Annotated in this window: 13 protein-coding genes and 2 tRNA genes; 7 read left to right on the forward strand and 8 right to left on the reverse strand. The window is 45.5% G+C overall.

Annotated elements, in window-relative coordinates; genetic code table 11:
* The 3 genes from B4F66_RS05750 to greB all read left to right on the forward strand — a co-directional run.
* The coding region (locus B4F66_RS05750) for a hypothetical protein (RefSeq protein WP_292740816.1) at positions 1 to 418 on the forward strand (418 nt) is incomplete at its 5' end.
* Between the two features lie 104 nt (positions 419 to 522).
* Positions 523 to 1869 (forward strand): FAD-dependent oxidoreductase, encoded by a 1347-nt coding sequence (locus B4F66_RS05755; protein ID WP_292357599.1) that lies wholly within the window; start codon positions 523 to 525, stop codon positions 1867 to 1869.
* Entirely contained in the window at positions 1869 to 2336 is a 468-nt protein-coding gene (greB, locus tag B4F66_RS05760; RefSeq protein ID WP_292357598.1) for a transcription elongation factor GreB, read from the forward strand. Before B4F66_RS05755 ends, greB begins: the two co-directional genes overlap by 1 nt.
* On the opposite strand, the gene B4F66_RS05765 is transcribed toward greB, so the two are convergent.
* From B4F66_RS05765 to B4F66_RS05785, 5 genes are all read right to left on the reverse strand, one after another.
* Entirely contained in the window at positions 2333 to 3436 is a 1104-nt protein-coding gene (locus B4F66_RS05765; RefSeq protein ID WP_292357596.1) for a PQQ-dependent sugar dehydrogenase, read from the reverse strand. The genes greB and B4F66_RS05765 overlap by 4 nt on opposite strands.
* A gap of 16 nt (positions 3437 to 3452) precedes the next feature.
* Positions 3453 to 5081, reverse strand: a complete 1629-nt coding sequence (locus tag B4F66_RS05770) for a protein adenylyltransferase SelO (RefSeq protein ID WP_292357594.1) — start codon at positions 5079 to 5081, stop codon at positions 3453 to 3455.
* A gap of 103 nt (positions 5082 to 5184) precedes the next feature.
* A complete protein-coding gene (locus tag B4F66_RS05775) occupies positions 5185 to 7938 on the reverse strand; it encodes a valine--tRNA ligase (protein ID WP_292357592.1) in 2754 nt (917 codons plus the stop codon).
* 87 nt (positions 7939 to 8025) lie between these two features.
* Positions 8026 to 8460: a DNA polymerase III subunit chi gene (locus B4F66_RS05780; RefSeq protein ID WP_292357590.1), complete on the reverse strand. Its 435-nt coding sequence runs from the start codon at positions 8458 to 8460 to the stop codon at positions 8026 to 8028.
* Positions 8461 to 8470: 10 nt separating this feature from the next.
* Positions 8471 to 9958 carry a leucyl aminopeptidase gene (locus B4F66_RS05785; protein WP_292357589.1) on the reverse strand — a complete coding sequence of 496 codons (1488 nt, stop codon included), beginning with the start codon at positions 9956 to 9958 and terminating at the stop codon, positions 8471 to 8473.
* An 86-nt stretch (positions 9959 to 10044) separates the two neighbouring features.
* Here B4F66_RS05785 and lptF point away from each other — a divergent pair, with 86 nt between their 5' ends.
* On the forward strand, positions 10045 to 11175 hold the full coding sequence (gene lptF, locus B4F66_RS05790) for an LPS export ABC transporter permease LptF (protein ID WP_292357588.1): 1131 nt from the start codon (positions 10045 to 10047) through the stop codon (positions 11173 to 11175).
* The gene (lptG, locus tag B4F66_RS05795; protein ID WP_292357587.1) at positions 11172 to 12233 is read left to right on the forward strand and encodes an LPS export ABC transporter permease LptG; all 1062 of its coding nucleotides are present in this window, start codon (positions 11172 to 11174) and stop codon (positions 12231 to 12233) included. The genes lptF and lptG overlap by 4 nt, the downstream gene beginning before the upstream one ends.
* Here lptG and B4F66_RS05800 read toward each other — a convergent pair.
* A complete protein-coding gene (locus B4F66_RS05800) occupies positions 12230 to 12724 on the reverse strand; it encodes a hypothetical protein (RefSeq protein WP_292357586.1) in 495 nt (164 codons plus the stop codon). The two genes, lptG and B4F66_RS05800, sit on opposite strands and share 4 nt — an antisense overlap.
* 82 nt (positions 12725 to 12806) lie before the next feature.
* Between B4F66_RS05800 and B4F66_RS05805 the strand changes: the two genes are divergently transcribed.
* Positions 12807 to 12935 (forward strand): hypothetical protein, encoded by a 129-nt coding sequence (locus tag B4F66_RS05805; RefSeq protein ID WP_292411202.1) that lies wholly within the window; start codon positions 12807 to 12809, stop codon positions 12933 to 12935.
* 23 nt (positions 12936 to 12958) lie between these two features.
* Here the strand turns inward: B4F66_RS05805 and B4F66_RS05810 are convergent.
* Both B4F66_RS05810 and B4F66_RS05815 read right to left on the reverse strand, forming a co-directional pair.
* A tRNA-Glu gene (locus B4F66_RS05810) sits at positions 12959 to 13034 on the reverse strand.
* Between the two features lie 24 nt (positions 13035 to 13058).
* Positions 13059 to 13134: transfer RNA gene (locus B4F66_RS05815), tRNA-Ala, on the reverse strand.
* A 285-nt stretch (positions 13135 to 13419) separates the two neighbouring features.
* On the opposite strand from B4F66_RS05815, the gene lptD reads away from it, so the two are divergent.
* On the forward strand, positions 13420 to 15666 hold the full coding sequence (gene lptD / locus B4F66_RS05820; RefSeq protein WP_292357585.1) for an LPS-assembly protein LptD: 2247 nt from the start codon (positions 13420 to 13422) through the stop codon (positions 15664 to 15666).
* Positions 15667 to 15748: the final 82 nt, after the last annotated feature.

A 15748-nucleotide genomic window follows, 5' to 3' on the forward strand; every position in this document is an offset into this window, starting at 1 on the left:
AGCCGAAGCCGAAGCCGAAGCCTCAGAAGAGCCAACAAAGGCAGAGTTGGATTTTGCCGCCGCACTGGCCGCAGAACAAGCCCAGGCTGAACAGGACCGGAAGCAGACCCAGTCAGAAATAGCCGGTTTTGATATTCCAGAACAGCCCGAGTTACCTGAACCGGAACGTCTCGAATCATTACTTAAAGATGTCGAGAAGTTGCAGGCGACACAATCAGATAATAATGCATCGCTGATTCCTCCAACACAGGAGACACCACTTCCGGATCCTGCGCAATTAGAGAACCTATTGACCGATGTAGATAAATTAACGGCCGTTAAAAAACCGGTGAAAAGTAGAAAGAAACGCAGTGAGTTGCAGGCGATTCTCTCAACAATACCGTCCTTTTCTGGCAGTAATAAAACAAAATACAAATAATCTGAGTATTTTATTGGACTCAGATAATGTGTAAATAGCGATATTTTTAAACGGTCTGATTAACGTTTTGCTAAAATTTCCGTCGTTTAAGCACGGAAAAAATTATGTCAGACCAAATTCATCAGGTAGCCATTATCGGTGGCGGTGTCTGTGGCACCGCGCTACTGTATATGCTGGCTGAATATACTGATCTCAATGATATTGTCCTGTTGGAAAAGTATGCCGGAGTGGCTAAGGTCAACTCCAATGGCCGTAACAACAGTCAGACGATCCATTGCGGTGATATTGAAACCAATTACACATTGGAGAAAGCCACTAAAGTAAAGGCCGCCGCTGAGATGCTGGTGAATTTTGCTGAGGACTTACCTAATGTTGATCAGGTGATTTTCAAATATCCGAAAATGGTTTTAGGTGTAGGCGAGCAGGAATGTCGTCAGCTTCGCCAACGTTACCAGACTTTCCGTGAAGTATTCCCCAAGATGAAGCTATTGGAGAAGTCCGATATCGCTACCTATGAACCCTCAGTGGTTATGGTTAATGGTGAAATGCGGGCGGAACCCTGTGTTGCGCTTGCCGTTTTGGATGATTACAGTGCAGTGGATTATCTGCGTTTATCTGAAGCCTTTGTTGATAAAGCCAAAGCAAAAACCGATAAACAAATCCAGTTAGTGTTTAACAGCGAAGTCGATGACATTGTCGAAAAAGACGGTGTATTTTCGCTGGTCACCGGCGACAAAATCATCCAGGCTCGCAGTGTGGTTGTTTCTGCTGGCGGACACAGCTTATTACTGGCACAGAAAATGGGGTACGGGTTAGAGTTCTCCTGTCTGCCAGTAGCAGGAAGTTTTTATTTCACTCCGCAGATTCTCCGTGGCAAGGTCTATACCGTGCAAAATGATGCGTTGCCGTTCGCAGCGGTACATGGTGATCCAGATGTGCTGGTCGAAGGTAAAACCCGTTTTGGACCAACAGCACTGTTACTGCCATTGTTAGAGCGTTATAACAACAAAACTTTTTTTGATTTTCTGCGTGTTCTGCGTCTCGACAGCCGGGTAATGAGAGTGTTCTGGGACTTATTCAGAATTAAGGATATCCGTAATTACATTTTTAAAAACTTTCTGTTTGAAGTGCCGTTATTACGTCGCTGGCTGTTTTTGAAAGATGCCCGCAAAATTGTTCCTGGCCTGCAATTGAAAGATATTGAATTCGCCAAAGGTTTTGGGGGTGTCAGACCTCAGTTGATTGATAAAAAGAATGCCAAATTGTTGATGGGAGAAGCGAAGATTAATCCTGGCACAGGCATTGTTTTTAACATGACACCATCGCCTGGTGGCACCAGCTGCCTGGAAAATGCTGAAACCGATATGCGGCTGATCGCCAGCCGTTTAGGTGCAACAATTAATGAATCTCAGCTGAAGCAAACACTTCATAAATCAGCAACAACAAATTAATGGCTTCATCACCTTACATTACTGCTGATGGCATGTTCAGGATGAACCAGGAGCTTAGTGAACGCTGGCAGCGACGCAGGCACGTGGTTCAGGCGCTGGCGGCTGCAGCGGCAGAAGGCGATCGCTCTGAAAATGCAGAATACATATATCGCAAGAAAGAACTCAGAGAAATAGACCGGCGTATTCGTTATCTTCAAAAACGTATTCCCGATTTGATGGTGATTGATCGTATTCCAGATAATCAGGATGCGGTGTTTTTTGCGGCCTATGTAACGCTGTTGAAAGATGATAAGGAAGAAGTCCAATACCGCATTGTCGGCCCGGATGAGATTGACCACGCCAAAGGCAATATCAGTGTCGATTCACCTTTGGCGCGGGCGTTGTTAAAAAAGCAGATTGATGATGAAGTTAGCATCCAGGTTCAGGATGGTGGTCATCGTTATCTGATTCTGGACATTAACTATTAATTTGCCGGCTGAATCCGGTAAATTTCGCCATCATCCGTAGAGACATATAACCAGCCTTCAGGGCTTTCAATAACATCGCGGATACGTTTATTCATTGTACGCAGATAGCGTATTTCATCTACAGCATCGTTATCTTGAATTTTGACCCGGTTCAGATGCTGTAACGCCAGTGCACCGGAAAATAAATCACCTTGCCACTCCGGGAAAGCATCACCCTGATATTGCACCAGACCACTGGGTGCAATTGACGGAATATAGACTTTTACCGGATTTTCCATACCGTCTACTTCTTTCTTGCCAACGGAAACGGGAGCGTAATATTCCTTGCCGTGAGAGGCTTCCGGCCAACCATAGTTTTTACCGGCTTCAATCAGATTGATTTCATCGCCACCGCGTGGGCCATGTTCAATGCCCCATAGTTGCTGGGTCTCGACGTTATAAAACAAACCTTGCGGATTACGATGCCCATAACTCCAGATTTCCGGCAAGGCATTACTCTCTCCAACAAAAGGATTGTCCTGCGGGACACTTCCATCAAGTTTCAGTCTTAGAATAGTGCCATTGTGATTGCTTAGCTCCTGAGCTCTATCACGTTCCCCACGATCCCCAATCGAGAAAAATAGATGACCCTGTTGGTCAAACACAATTCTGCTACCGTAATGCTGGCCTTTGCTGGTACGAGATTGAGTGACTAGCAAATCGATCCAATCACTTAGGGTGTTTCCATCCAACTTGGCGCGGGCGAGAGTGGTAGCTCCCTGACCATCTACATTTTTACTGTAAGTAAAATAGATCCAGCCACTTTCGGCATAATCAGGGGATAAGGCAACATCAAGTAAACCACCTTGGCCTTCAGCTTTAACTTCAGGTACGCCAGATATCTTAGTGCTCTCACCAGAATTCAGATTTATCTGGCTTAATTTGCCCTCACGTTGACTGACCAGCATTGTGCCATCCGGCAAAATTGCCATTCCCCATGGGATTCCTAATCCATCTGCAACCTTGTCAATTTGCAACTTTTTATCATTGACGCTACCTGCATGGGCGGTCATTGCAGATGTTAAAATCAATAAAACAAGCAGTTTACTGATCAACTTCATCTAACGACTCCTTAATTTAAGAACTACAGGACAGCATTGAGCAGCCAGGTTTATCTCTGGCCCAGTCTGGGCGTTTGGCAGCGTAATGATGATACTGTGGCTGTTCATCATAAGGACGGTGCATGACTTCCAGAAGTTCATGAATCATGCTGTAATCACCCTCATGGGCTTTATCAATCGCCTGTTGTGATAAGTAATTGCGTAATACATATTTCGGATTAACCAGGTTCATTCTGGTTTTTCTATCCTGATCGCTGGTGCCATCCTGTTGCACGCGTTGCTGATACTGACGCAACCAGTCACAGATATCTTTTTTATCTTCTTTCGATAAAGCATCTGGTGCGTAATAAGCTTCCATCAACGGTTCCAATAGCGCTTCATCGCTGAGGTCATTGTGTGCACAGCTCACATCGGCTAATCGGCGATAGAAAATCGTCATATCGGTTTCAGCCAATAACAGAATTTTCTGTAACTGCTGATTCAATTCATGATCATCATCACCCTTATACTCGTTCAGCCCCAGCTTATCGGCACGCATCTGTTGCCATTTGTTGGTGTAGAGCTCGACATAATCGGTAAGAATCTGTTGTAACGGCTCAACTTCATTAATCAATGGATATATCGCGTTGCCGAGTTGCAGCAGGTTCCACTGGGCAATCTGTGGTTGGTGTCCAAAACGGTAGCGTTTACCAGTGGCATCGGTGGTGTTAGGTGTCCAGTCAGGATCGTAATTATCAATCCAGCCATAAGGGCCGTAATCAATAGTCAGCCCTAAAATCGAAGTGTTATCAGTATTTAATACACCATGCACAAAACCAACACGCATCCAGTGCACTACTAAATCTGCGGTGCGTTCACAGACTTCTTTAAACCAGGCCAGATAGGTTTCTTTAGAGGGTTCGCCCAGGTGTGGAAAATGATGGCGAATGGTGTAATCAACCAGTAAACGAAGATTGTCGACATCGCCTCGCGAGTTAAATAATTCGTAATTACCAATGCGCAGGAAAGAAGGCGCGACTCGACAGACAATCGCGCCTGGCTCAGTTTGCGGGCGGCCATCGTAAAACATATCGCGGACTACGCCTTCACCGGTTGTCACCAGACTTAATGCACGGGTTGTGGGTATGCCAAGATGAAACATGGCTTCACTGCATAGAAATTCACGCACCGAGGATCGTAATACGGCCAGGCCATCAGCTGAACGGGAGTAGGGTGTTTCACCGGCACCTTTAAGCTGCAACATTTGCAGTTGGCCGTGAATATCCTGAACTTCACCAAGATTAATGGCACGGCCATCGCCCAGTTGTCCGGCCCAGTTGCCAAACTGATGTCCGCCATAGCACATTGCATGAGGCTGCATACCTTTTAAAATTTCATTGCCGGCAAACACGTTAGTAAATTGTCGGCTTTCGCAATCCACCGGTCTGATGCCCAGGTCAGTGGCTAAATCCATGGAATATGCCACCAGTTCAGGATTGGCGACAGGTGTTGGGTTAACAAAGGTATAACAGGCACCTAGCACCTGACGGCGAACATTTTCAGTATCCGGATCCGCGGGGAGCTCCCGTACAAACCGGTTATCGAACTGCAGCCGTGTCATTGGCGTGGTGGTGGCGTCGTTGGGATTAAATTCTTCAGTAGTCATAGTCTCTATTACAACAGATAGCAGCCGGTGAAAACACCGGCTTTTCGTATTGTTATTGACTGACTAATAGAGTCGGAAAGTTCCTAAAAAAGGACTTAGGGTTTTAGCCCAATGCTTTACGTTGCTGCTGTAACTGACTTAAAGACTGTTCCAGCTCTGCCAGTTTTTCACGTTCTTTGGCAACAACATCTGCGGGCGCCTTGGCAACATAGTTTTCATTACTCAGTTTGCCAGCGGATTGCTTGATAATTTTATCCAGCTTACTGATTTCTTTATCCAGACGGGCAATTTCAGCATCCTTATCAATCAGACCTTCCAGTGGAATCAGGATTTCCATTTTGCCAACCAGTGCAGTAGCAGCGGCAGGCGCTTCACCGCTGAGGAATTCGACCGATTCCAGATTCGCCAGACGGCTGATAAAGTCGTGGTTGTCATGTAAACGTTGTTTATCAATGTCAGCGGCATCCTTGAGCAACACTGGCAATTGTTTTTTCGGGGCAATATTCATTTGTGAACGAATAGAACGAATACCGTTAATAAACTGCATTACCCATTCCATATCGGCAACGGCAGTGCTATCAATTTTACTGCTGTCAGCTACCGGATAGGCTTCACGCATAATAGTAGAGCCTGTTTTACCGGCTAACGGTGCGATGGTATGCCAGATTTCTTCGGTAATAAATGGCATAAAAGGGTGTGCTAAACGCAGCGTGGCTTCCAAAACCCGAACCAGAGTACGGCGGGTACCACGTTTGGCGGCGTCACTTGCAGCATCATTGTTTAATACCGGTTTGGACAGTTCCAGATACCAGTCACAATAGTTATTCCAGACAAATTCATAAATGGCCTGCGCTGCCAAATCAAAACGGTAGCTTTCGATAGCCCGGGTAACATCCAGTTCGGTTTGTTGCAGTAAAGAAATGATCCAGCGATCAGCCAGGCTTAATTCAACGTCAGCGTTATCAATACCGGTATCCTGACCTTCGGTATTCATTAATACGTAACGCGCAGCATTCCATAGTTTGTTACAGAAGTTGCGATAACCCGCGATACGATTCATATCAAAATTGATATCACGGCCGGTAGTGGCTAATGAGGCAAAAGTGAAACGCAGAGCATCAGTTCCGTGCGGTGCGATACCTTCCGGAAATTCCTTACGGGTGGCTTTTTCAATTTTAGCAGCCAGCTGGGGCTGCATCATGCCACTGGTACGTTTGGCGACTAGTGATTCCAGATCGATACCGTCAATAATATCGATAGGATCCAGCACATTACCTTTGGATTTCGACATTTTCTGACCATGTGAATCACGTACCAGACCATGGATATAGACTTCTTTGAATGGCACATCATCCATAAATTTGATGCCCATCATCATCATCCGGGCAACCCAGAAAAAGATAATGTCAAAACCGGTGACCAAGACACTGGTCGGGTACCAGGTTTTCAATGCCGCATCATCAGCCGGCCAACCCAGGGTGGAAAAGGGCCATAAGGCAGAAGAGAACCAGGTATCTAAAACGTCTTCATCCTGTCTCAGCGCAACAGAGTCCGCTAATTGGTGTTTTTGGCGCACATCGGCTTCATCGTGACCGACATAAATATTGCCTTGTTCGTCGTACCAGGCAGGGATGCGGTGTCCCCACCAGATTTGCCGGGAAATACACCAGTCCTGAATGCCATCCATCCAGTTATAAAAGGTCTTATCCCAGTTGGCCGGGACAAATTTGATTTTGCCTGACTGCACCGCTTCAACTGCTGGAGCTGCAAGCACATCGGCTTTGACATACCACTGATCGGTCAATAATGGTTCAATAACGGCATTGGAACGGTCACCACGTGGCACCATCAGTTTGTGGTCCTGAATGGTTTCCAGTAAGCCTAAAGCCTCGAAATCAGCAACAATTTGTTTGCGGGCTGCATAGCGATCCAGTCCACGATATTTTTCCGGCGCATTGTCATTAATGGCGGCATCAATGGTCAGAATATTGATTTGTTCGAGGTTATGACGGTTACCGACTTCGGCATCATTGAAATCATGGGCTGGGGTGATTTTGACGCAGCCACTACCAAATTCCGGATCAACATAATCATCACCGATAATTGGAATTTCACGGCCAACTAATGGCAGGGTGATGGTTTTGCCGATCAGGTGTTTATAGCGTTCATCTTCGGGATGTACTGCCACGGCCGTATCACCGAGCATGGTTTCAGGACGGGTAGTGGCGACTACAAGATGACCGCTGCCATCGGTTAAAGGATAACGGAAATGCCATAAATGGCCGGCTTCTTCTTCTGATAATACTTCCAGATCAGATACGGCGGTATGTAATACCGGATCCCAGTTCACCAGTCGTTTGCCGCGATAGATCAGGCCTTCTTCGTGTAGTTTGATAAACACATGTTTCACGGCTTCCGACAAGTTGTCATCCATGGTGAAACGATCACGAGACCAGTCCAGAGAAGAACCAAGACGGCGTAACTGACGGGTAATATTGCCACCGGATTCGCCTTTCCAATCCCAGACCCGATCAATAAATGCATCACGGCCTAAATCATGGCGGGTTTTGCCTTCGGCATTTAACTGTCGTTCGACCACCATCTGTGTGGCGATACCGGCATGATCAGTACCCGGTTGCCACAACGTGTTATCCCCTTTCATGCGGTGATAACGGGTCAGCAAATCCATTATGGTGTTATTAAACCCATGACCCATATGCAAACTGCCGGTGACATTTGGCGGCGGCAACATAATGGAGTAGGGCGTGCCTTCACCAGAAGGTTTGAATTCGCCGTTTTGTTCCCACTGTTGATACCAGCGTTGTTCTATTGCATCGGGATTATAGGTTTTGTCCATGCGTCTCTGCGTTTATCTGTTCGGAAAAAGAAAAGCGGGCATTATACCCGCTTAATGTGTGCCCGGTCATGAGTGAGCCGGATTGTCTTAATTGTTTATTTGATGCGTATCCAGATGATAGCCACGATCCTTGTAAAACTGATAGCGAACGCGTCCTTGTTTTTTGATCTCTTCATCGCCATTAATAATTTCTGCCAGCCGTTCAAACTGGCTAAAAAAAAGTGGCTGAGCCGGGTTTAAATTGATTAATACATCCATTAATTTGGGTGGGGCAGTGTTTTCATGGCTGATTAATACCGGTGCTTCGATTTTGTTATCCGTTGCAAAAATCTGGTGCGGTACAAAACTGTCTGGGCGAAAAGCCCATAAAGCCTTATCCATCGCTTCACTCTGATTCTGATCTTCAGTATTAATAAACACCTGATGACCCTGAAGATAAGCCTTTTCCGCCAGCCGACAGGCAAATTGCTGTCGGTCAAGCGGATCGGTTGTAGCTAAAATATAAAAACTGACTTTAGTCATGAACGAACTATCAGCCTTCCAGGCGGTTGAGAATATATTGCATCAATAATGGCACTGGACGGCCAGTTGCGCCTTTTTCCTTACCGCCATTCCAGGCGGTACCGGCAATATCCAGATGTGCCCATTTGAATTTCTCAGTGAAACGGGACAGGAAACAGGCCGCTGTTACACTGCCAGCTTCTTTACCGCCGACATTGGCGATATCGGCAAAATTACTGTCCAGTTGTTTCTGATAGTCATCCCATAACGGTAATTGCCATGTCCGATCGAAACTATCATTGCCAGCTTTAAGCAGGTCATCGGCCAGATCCTGGTTGTTTGCCATTAAACCCGTTGCATTGCTGCCTAACGCTACAATAATCGCACCGGTTAAGGTGGCAATGTCGATAACGGTGTCGGGATCAAAACGTTCGCTGTAGGTCAGGGCATCACACAGCAGTAAACGACCTTCAGCATCAGTATTCAGAATCTCAATGGTTTGACCGGACATGCTTGTTACCACATCACCGGGCTTGTTGGCATCGCCATCGGGCAGGTTTTCTGAGCTTGGAATCACACCGATAACATTAATGGGTAGCTGTAGTTCGGCAACGGCTTGTATGGTACCCAGTACGCTGGCGGAACCACACATGTCGTATTTCATTTCATCCATACCCTGAGAAGGTTTGAGCGAAATACCACCGGCATCAAAGGTCAGGCCTTTGCCAACCAAAACAATAGGTTTACTGTCGCCACCACCACCGTAATTCAGGGTAATGAGTTTTGCTGGTTCACGGCTGCCGCGTGAAACCGACAGGAATGAACCCATACCCAATTCAGCGATATCACTTTCTTCAAGTACATCAACGACCAGGTTATCTAAATCCTGTCCTAATTTTATGGCTTGTTCTGCGAGGTAGGTTGGGGTGCAGATATTACCCGGCAGGTTACCGAGTTCACGTGCCAGATTCATGCCCCTGCCAATGGCTGCTCCAGTATCACAAGCTTTTTCAAGGGTATCAATATCTGCTTCGCTAGCCATAAAGCCCAGTCGGGTAAGCGGTTTTTCAACCGGCTTAAACTGACTTTTTGTCTGACTGTAGCGATATAAAGCGGTTTCAGTATTGATAATCGTCTGACGAATTTTCCAGGCAGTACTGCGTTCTTTGACAGGTGTTTCTGCTAAACAGCTGACCGCTTGTGTGGCAGCACTTTCGTTTAACCATTTGGCCATCGCAATACAGGCTGCATTAAAATCATTTTCACTGGTTTTTTCGAATTTTCCGCAACCAACCAACAATATTCTAGGGCTGGAAATGCCTTCAATATCCTGTAGCAGCATTGTTTGACCTGGTTTGCCACTGATATCGCCACGTTCGATTACGCGTTGAATCATTCCTTTACTTGCCGTGTTTAATGTAGCCGCTGCGGGACTTAGTTGGTTGCCTTCAAAAACGGCGACGGCAATACAGTCGATTGACTGTGTTGGCAAAACATCTTTGGTCACAAAATACTGCATGGATTTCTCCTGTTGATGTAGATGGTTTAGACTGCGCTTTTTATTGCAGTGAACTGACTGCCTATTCTAACGAAGACCACTGAATAATGCCCGCCCTAAGACGAATATTTGTTGAGCGTTTCAGCCTGATAGACCGATATATGCTGCGAGAGTTTTTAATTTCTCTGACAGCCGTCATCGGTGTGCTATGGCTGATTTACGTGGCGACGCGTTTTGCCCGCTATCTGGCTCAGGCGGCTGTGGGTAATTTACCGGCAGAAGTCATTTTCAATTTGCTCTGGCTGAATTCCTTTGGCGCATTATCCATTTTACTGCCGATTGGTACATTTTTAGCGGTATTGCTCAGTTTGTCACGTATGAGCTCTGATAACGAACTGACGGTGATCGCGGCCTGTGGAATTGATGGTAATCGTATATTACGCAATGTGGTTGTTTTCAGCGGTACAATGGCGATTATTACAGGCGTTCTGGCATTACTGATTGTTCCAGATGTCTTATCAGGTCGCTATGAAATCGAACAGAAAGCCAAGATTGCTGCCAATACTACAGGTTTGGTCGCGGGGAGTTTTAAGGAAAGCCAGAACGGCGACTGGACCTTTTATTCACAACAGCTCAGTGAAGATAAAACCCACATGGAAAACATCTTTATTGAGATTCATCGTGATGAAAAACCCTTAATTTTCAGAGCTGAGCGTGGACGTTTTGATATTGAATCTGAAACCGGTGATAAATACCTGGTATTGGAAGACGGCTATCGTTACGAGGGTAATGCCGGTGATTTGGATTTCCGCATTGCTGAATACGCAACGCATAGCATGTTGATTGAACGTGGCGAGTCGGTCCAGGTTCGCGAAAAACATAAATCTCTACCCACTGCGGTGTTATGGGAGCGTGGAGAACCTCAGGATCTGGCTGAAATTCAGTGGCGGGTTTCCAGTGCCGTCATGACGATCATTTTGAGTGTAATAGCCATCACCCTGGCGCACACTGGTCCAAGGCAGGGACGTTATGCCGGATTTTTCCCGGCGGTGTTGGTCTATGTGATTTACAGCAATTTATTAGGCGTGACCCGAGCGTGGGTAGAAAAGGGCGATCTGGCTCCGTGGATTGGGGCGATCTGGGTACATCTTTTGATGATTGGCATTATGCTGATGTTACAAAATCGCCTGAAACTCAAACGATTCTGGCAACAACGTAAGCGACCCAAAACAGCATGATTCTGCAACGCTATATCAGTAAAACCATATTAGGCAGTACCGCTTTGGTACTGGTGGTATTAATGTCGCTGTATACCTTTATGGATTTTATTACCGAGCTGGATGACCTGGGTAAAGGTGATTATCAATTACTGGATATACTGACTTATTTAGCACTGTCGATGCCGAAGCGAATCTATGAATTACTGCCTGTTGCTGCTTTGCTGGGGAGCGTGATTGGTCTGGGGACATTGGCGTCGCAAAGTGAATTGGTGGCAATGCGTTCGGCAGGCGTATCGGTAAAAGACATTAACAAAGCTGTTTTGATTGTCGCCGGTATTTTAATGATTATCGCTGTCGTTCTTGGTGAATTGATCAGGCCTATTACTGAACAAAAAGCCTTGCAGGTGCAAACCTCCGCACAAACCGGAACTGAAGGAAGTCAATCAGAATTTGGTTTCTGGACCCGCGATGGTAACCATTTCAACCATATCGAACGGATACATCGCGATGGTCGTTTTGAAGGGGTTAAGGTCTACGAATTCGATGATAAGCATCAATTGAGGATTGTTACTAAAGCCAGAGAGGCCCGTTACGATAATAATGAATGGCTGATGTTTGATGTGGTGCAAAGCACAATTGATGAAAATGGCGTGGAGGTCAGAGCGATAGAACGCGCTAAATGGCGTTCCAAGCTCAATCCTGGCATGTTGAATGTGGTCGTTGTCCCGCCAGAGTTTTTACCGGTATGGAGTCTGATTGAGTACGTTTCCTACCTTAAATCCAATCATCAGGCTGTTGGTCAATATCAATTGGCATTCTGGAGCAAAATCATGATGCCGCTGAGTTCAGCAGTAATGGTGTTTTTGGCTGTGCCGTTTATTTTTGGTCCATTACGTTCCGCACCGATAGGGGGACGTATTCTGGTAGGTGTTCTGGTTGGGATTGGTTTTCATTTATTTAACCAGAGCTTTCAGCATATGGGGCTGGTGTTTGGTGTTTTGCCCTGGCTTGCGGCATCACTGCCAACCATCATTTTTGCCGGCATAGGCATCTTTATGCTGCGAAAGGTGCGTTAGTTAAGGGAGACCCCACGAATCTCTTTATCAAGACCATGAGATTCAAGCAGTATCGCAATCTGCGCACTGTGATCTTTTACCATAGCATTAGCCGCTTTGTAGGCTTGTGGATCATTATCACGGAAAGACAGCATAAGATTGACAGAAACTTCCTTAAGCTCGGCAAAAATCGTGGTTAGTGCCTTTTCAGGCCGCTCAGCCAAAAACTTCTGGTTACTGGCCGCAACCAGCTGATTCTCAGCATCTAACAAACTAAAGCTCGGTGAAAAGCCTCGCAGATGCCAGACATTAAATCCTCTGGGATCGTTTCTTTGTTGGTAGAGATCAAAATACTTTTTTAGCAGTTCCACCTGATTGTAATAACGCTGACTCATCTGGCTGACATATTGAGGAAGATTATCTTCCGTAAGTGCTTCAAATTCCGAGGCAAAAGATGCCGCTTTTTTCTCATCCGCTTGTACTGAATGAATAGACACAAGCAAAGATAGCATTAATAATCCTAACAGCTGGCGGAGAGTGTTTCTGAACATAAAGGTTAGGAGATAGGACTTCACTGAAGGAACGTTTACAGTCATGATGCTCACCATTGAAAAACATGGGTTGATTATCAATGAGCGTAATGACTTAGTAAAGAGAATGCGTAATGACAGAAACAAAAAAGGCGGTGAGATTTCTCACCGCCTTTTTATTAACGCCCGATAACGCTTGTTATCGGTTGCCTTATATGGCGTCCCCAAGGGGATTCGAACCCCTGTTACCGCCGTGAAAGGGCAGTGTCCTAGGCCTCTAGACGATGGGGACCTAAAACTGTTTTCTTTCGTTTCTTGGTGGAGCTAGGCGGGATCGAACCGCCGACCTCTTGCATGCCATGCAAGCGCTCTCCCAGCTGAGCTATAGCCCCCGAAAGGAAGCGCATACTATAGGGATTGAGTTTTTCTCTGTCAACAGAATATTTGAAAATATTTACATGGACTCCAGATGGTTCCACGGAGATTGTGGTGGCTAGGAAGCCAGCAGGAATGCCATGGTAAAGCTAAGTTATTGATGAATGGTCAATATATTGATTTTGGCCAACTTAATTAAATAGGGGATTTGATGAAAGCACATTTCTGTGCGATAAATTGGCAGTTATTTATTGAATATAGAAGGCCGATTTTTCGGTCATCAAGGCTCACCGGGGATATTGATGCGCAAACTGATAATTCTATCTGCAGGTTTTGTTTCCTGTTTTGCTCCTCTTGTTTTCGCAGAGCCATACCATGTGCCCAGTCACTGTCCCCGACCAGACGCCGATTTTTTTCTCCCTGAAGATGCACTCACTGAACAAAGTGAAGTTGATGTTAAAGCTGATACCGCTCAGTTGGTTGATTTAGGCACTTCTGTATTTACTGGCAAAGTAGATATTCGTCGCGGAGGGCAGCAATTAAATGCCAACCGTGCAACTTACAACCAAACTACCGGTAAAGTGACTGCTCAGGGAGATGTGCGTTTACGTGATAGTCAGATGTCAATATTTGGTGATCAGGCGGAATGGAATATCAATGAAGATCGCGGCACGCTGATTGACGCGGAATATCAAACCAAACAGATGAATGCGCGCGGTGAAGCGAGTCATGTGAATCGTCAGGGCGTACAGTCCACCCAATTAAAAAACGCTACATATACAACCTGTATGGAAGACGATGAATTCTGGAAGTTAAAGGCCGGAGAAGTCGATCTGGATCATGAGGAGGGCGTTGGCCGGGCTTATGATGTTGTGCTGCGTCTTAAAGATGTTCCGGTTTTTTACACCCCATACATCAGTTTTCCATTAAATGATGAGCGTAAATCGGGTTTTCTGATTCCTTCCATTGGAAGTTCCAATGAAACCGGCTTTGATGTCAGCACTCCTTATTACTGGAACATTGCACCCGATATGGATGCGACTCTGACACCACGTTATATGTCAGATCGTGGCTTGATGTTGAATGGTGAGTTTCGTTATCTCACAACGCAATCAGCAGGCTTGATTGATGCTGGATATCTCGGCAGTGACAGTCTGCGTCAGAATGGTGATGAAATAAATCCCAACTACAATGAAGACCGGAAACATTTTTTGTATCAACAAAATGGTGTTTATGGCAGCAGCAACCGCTGGGCCACACTGGTTGATTATAACTATGTCTCTGATCGTGATTATCTGGAAGATTTCAGTAGCAATTTAAGCCTGAGCAGTACCACGCATTTAAACCGATTATTAAATGTGAATTATTACGGTGATATCTGGAATTTCGGGGCCACAGTGCAGGGCTATCAGAATCTGTTGGAAGATGTTGAAGATCCTTATCAACGATTGCCGCAATTAACATTGAATGGATTACTACCTGATCAGGCCTATGGACTTAGCTATGAATTCAAGTCTGAATTTACAGCGTTTGATCATGACGAGTTGGTCAAGGGGCAACGATTCAATATGGAACCTGGTGTCAGCCTGCCGATGGGTACCGCAGGTTTTTTTATTACTCCCCGGGTTGCTTTAAACCACACATACTACTCACTGGATAATTTGCAAACCCAAACCCGTTTTGAGGAGAGTAACATTAGCCGGACTTTACCCATAATCAGTATTGATAGTGGAGTGGTTTTTGAAAAACCGTTGAAATTTGCCGGCAATAATATGATCCAGACTTTAGAGCCCAGAGCATTTTATCTATATAAACCTTATCGGGACCAGGACGATATTCCACTTTTTGATACAAATTTACGTACCTTTGGTATGGGAAGCATGTTCAGCCATGAACGGTTTACCGGGCCAGATAGAATTGGTGACGCAAATCAGATAACGGTGGGCTTGACAAGCCGTTTTATCAATGAAGAAACTGGTCGTGAAAAATTACGGATGACATTGGGACAAATCCAATACTTCTCAGATCGTAAAGTCAATTTAAGACAAGATGCCAGAGAGACCAGCTCCGATTCTGATTATATTGCTGAAGCGGTGGCTAGCATTACGAAAGAATGGGCGCTCGCTGGCCAGATTCAATGGGATCCAGACAGCACCACCTCCAATATGTCTTCTCTGCAATTACGCTATCGCGGAGAAAATGGAGGAGTCTTCAATATTGCTCATCGTTATCGACGTGATGATGGCATTAACCAGTTTCCGATTGAACAGGCCGATGTGTCTGGAAGTCTACCGATTAATGATCAATGGAGTGTTATTGGCCGCTATTATCGCTCTTTGATGGATAATACGACGTTAGAAGCTTTGGCAGGTGTTGAATACCACAGTTGTTGCTGGGCAACCCGCGTAGTTTTCCGTGATTACATAAATGATATCAATGCTGACAGTCGCAATAAAGCCATCTATTTTGAAATTGAATTGAAAGGGCTGGGGCGCTTTGGTAAGAAATCCGGTGGCCTGCTCGAGGAAAGTATTCGTGGCTATGAATAAATATAAGCCAGCAGATTCAACTTTCCAATAGATGTTTTTGTCATTAACTCATCTATCTACATTTAAGGTTCTTTAGGTCTTA

Source organism: Methylophaga sp. UBA3603, assembly GCF_002375335.1.
Lineage (GTDB): Bacteria > Pseudomonadota > Gammaproteobacteria > Nitrosococcales > Methylophagaceae > Methylophaga.

Bases quoted from the DNA above. Each gene is read 5' to 3' on its own strand.
- B4F66_RS05785 (WP_292357589.1), bottom strand. From the start codon at position 9,958: ATGCAGTATTTTGTGACCAAAGATGTTTTGCCAACACAGTCAATCGAC.
- lptF (WP_292357588.1), top strand. From the start codon at position 10,045: ATGCCCGCCCTAAGACGAATATTTGTTGAGCGTTTCAGCCTGATAGAC.
- B4F66_RS05780 (WP_292357590.1), bottom strand. From the start codon at position 8,460: ATGACTAAAGTCAGTTTTTATATTTTAGCTACAACCGATCCGCTTGAC.
- lptD (WP_292357585.1), top strand. From the start codon at position 13,420: ATGCGCAAACTGATAATTCTATCTGCAGGTTTTGTTTCCTGTTTTGCT.
- B4F66_RS05770 (WP_292357594.1), bottom strand. From the start codon at position 5,081: ATGACTACTGAAGAATTTAATCCCAACGACGCCACCACCACGCCAATG.
- B4F66_RS05755 (WP_292357599.1), top strand. From the start codon at position 523: ATGTCAGACCAAATTCATCAGGTAGCCATTATCGGTGGCGGTGTCTGT.
- B4F66_RS05800 (WP_292357586.1), bottom strand. From the start codon at position 12,724: ATGCTATCTTTGCTTGTGTCTATTCATTCAGTACAAGCGGATGAGAAA.
- B4F66_RS05775 (WP_292357592.1), bottom strand. From the start codon at position 7,938: ATGGACAAAACCTATAATCCCGATGCAATAGAACAACGCTGGTATCAA.
- B4F66_RS05805 (WP_292411202.1), top strand. From the start codon at position 12,807: ATGATGCTCACCATTGAAAAACATGGGTTGATTATCAATGAGCGTAAT.
- greB (WP_292357598.1), top strand. From the start codon at position 1,869: ATGGCTTCATCACCTTACATTACTGCTGATGGCATGTTCAGGATGAAC.
- lptG (WP_292357587.1), top strand. From the start codon at position 11,172: ATGATTCTGCAACGCTATATCAGTAAAACCATATTAGGCAGTACCGCT.
- B4F66_RS05765 (WP_292357596.1), bottom strand. From the start codon at position 3,436: ATGAAGTTGATCAGTAAACTGCTTGTTTTATTGATTTTAACATCTGCA.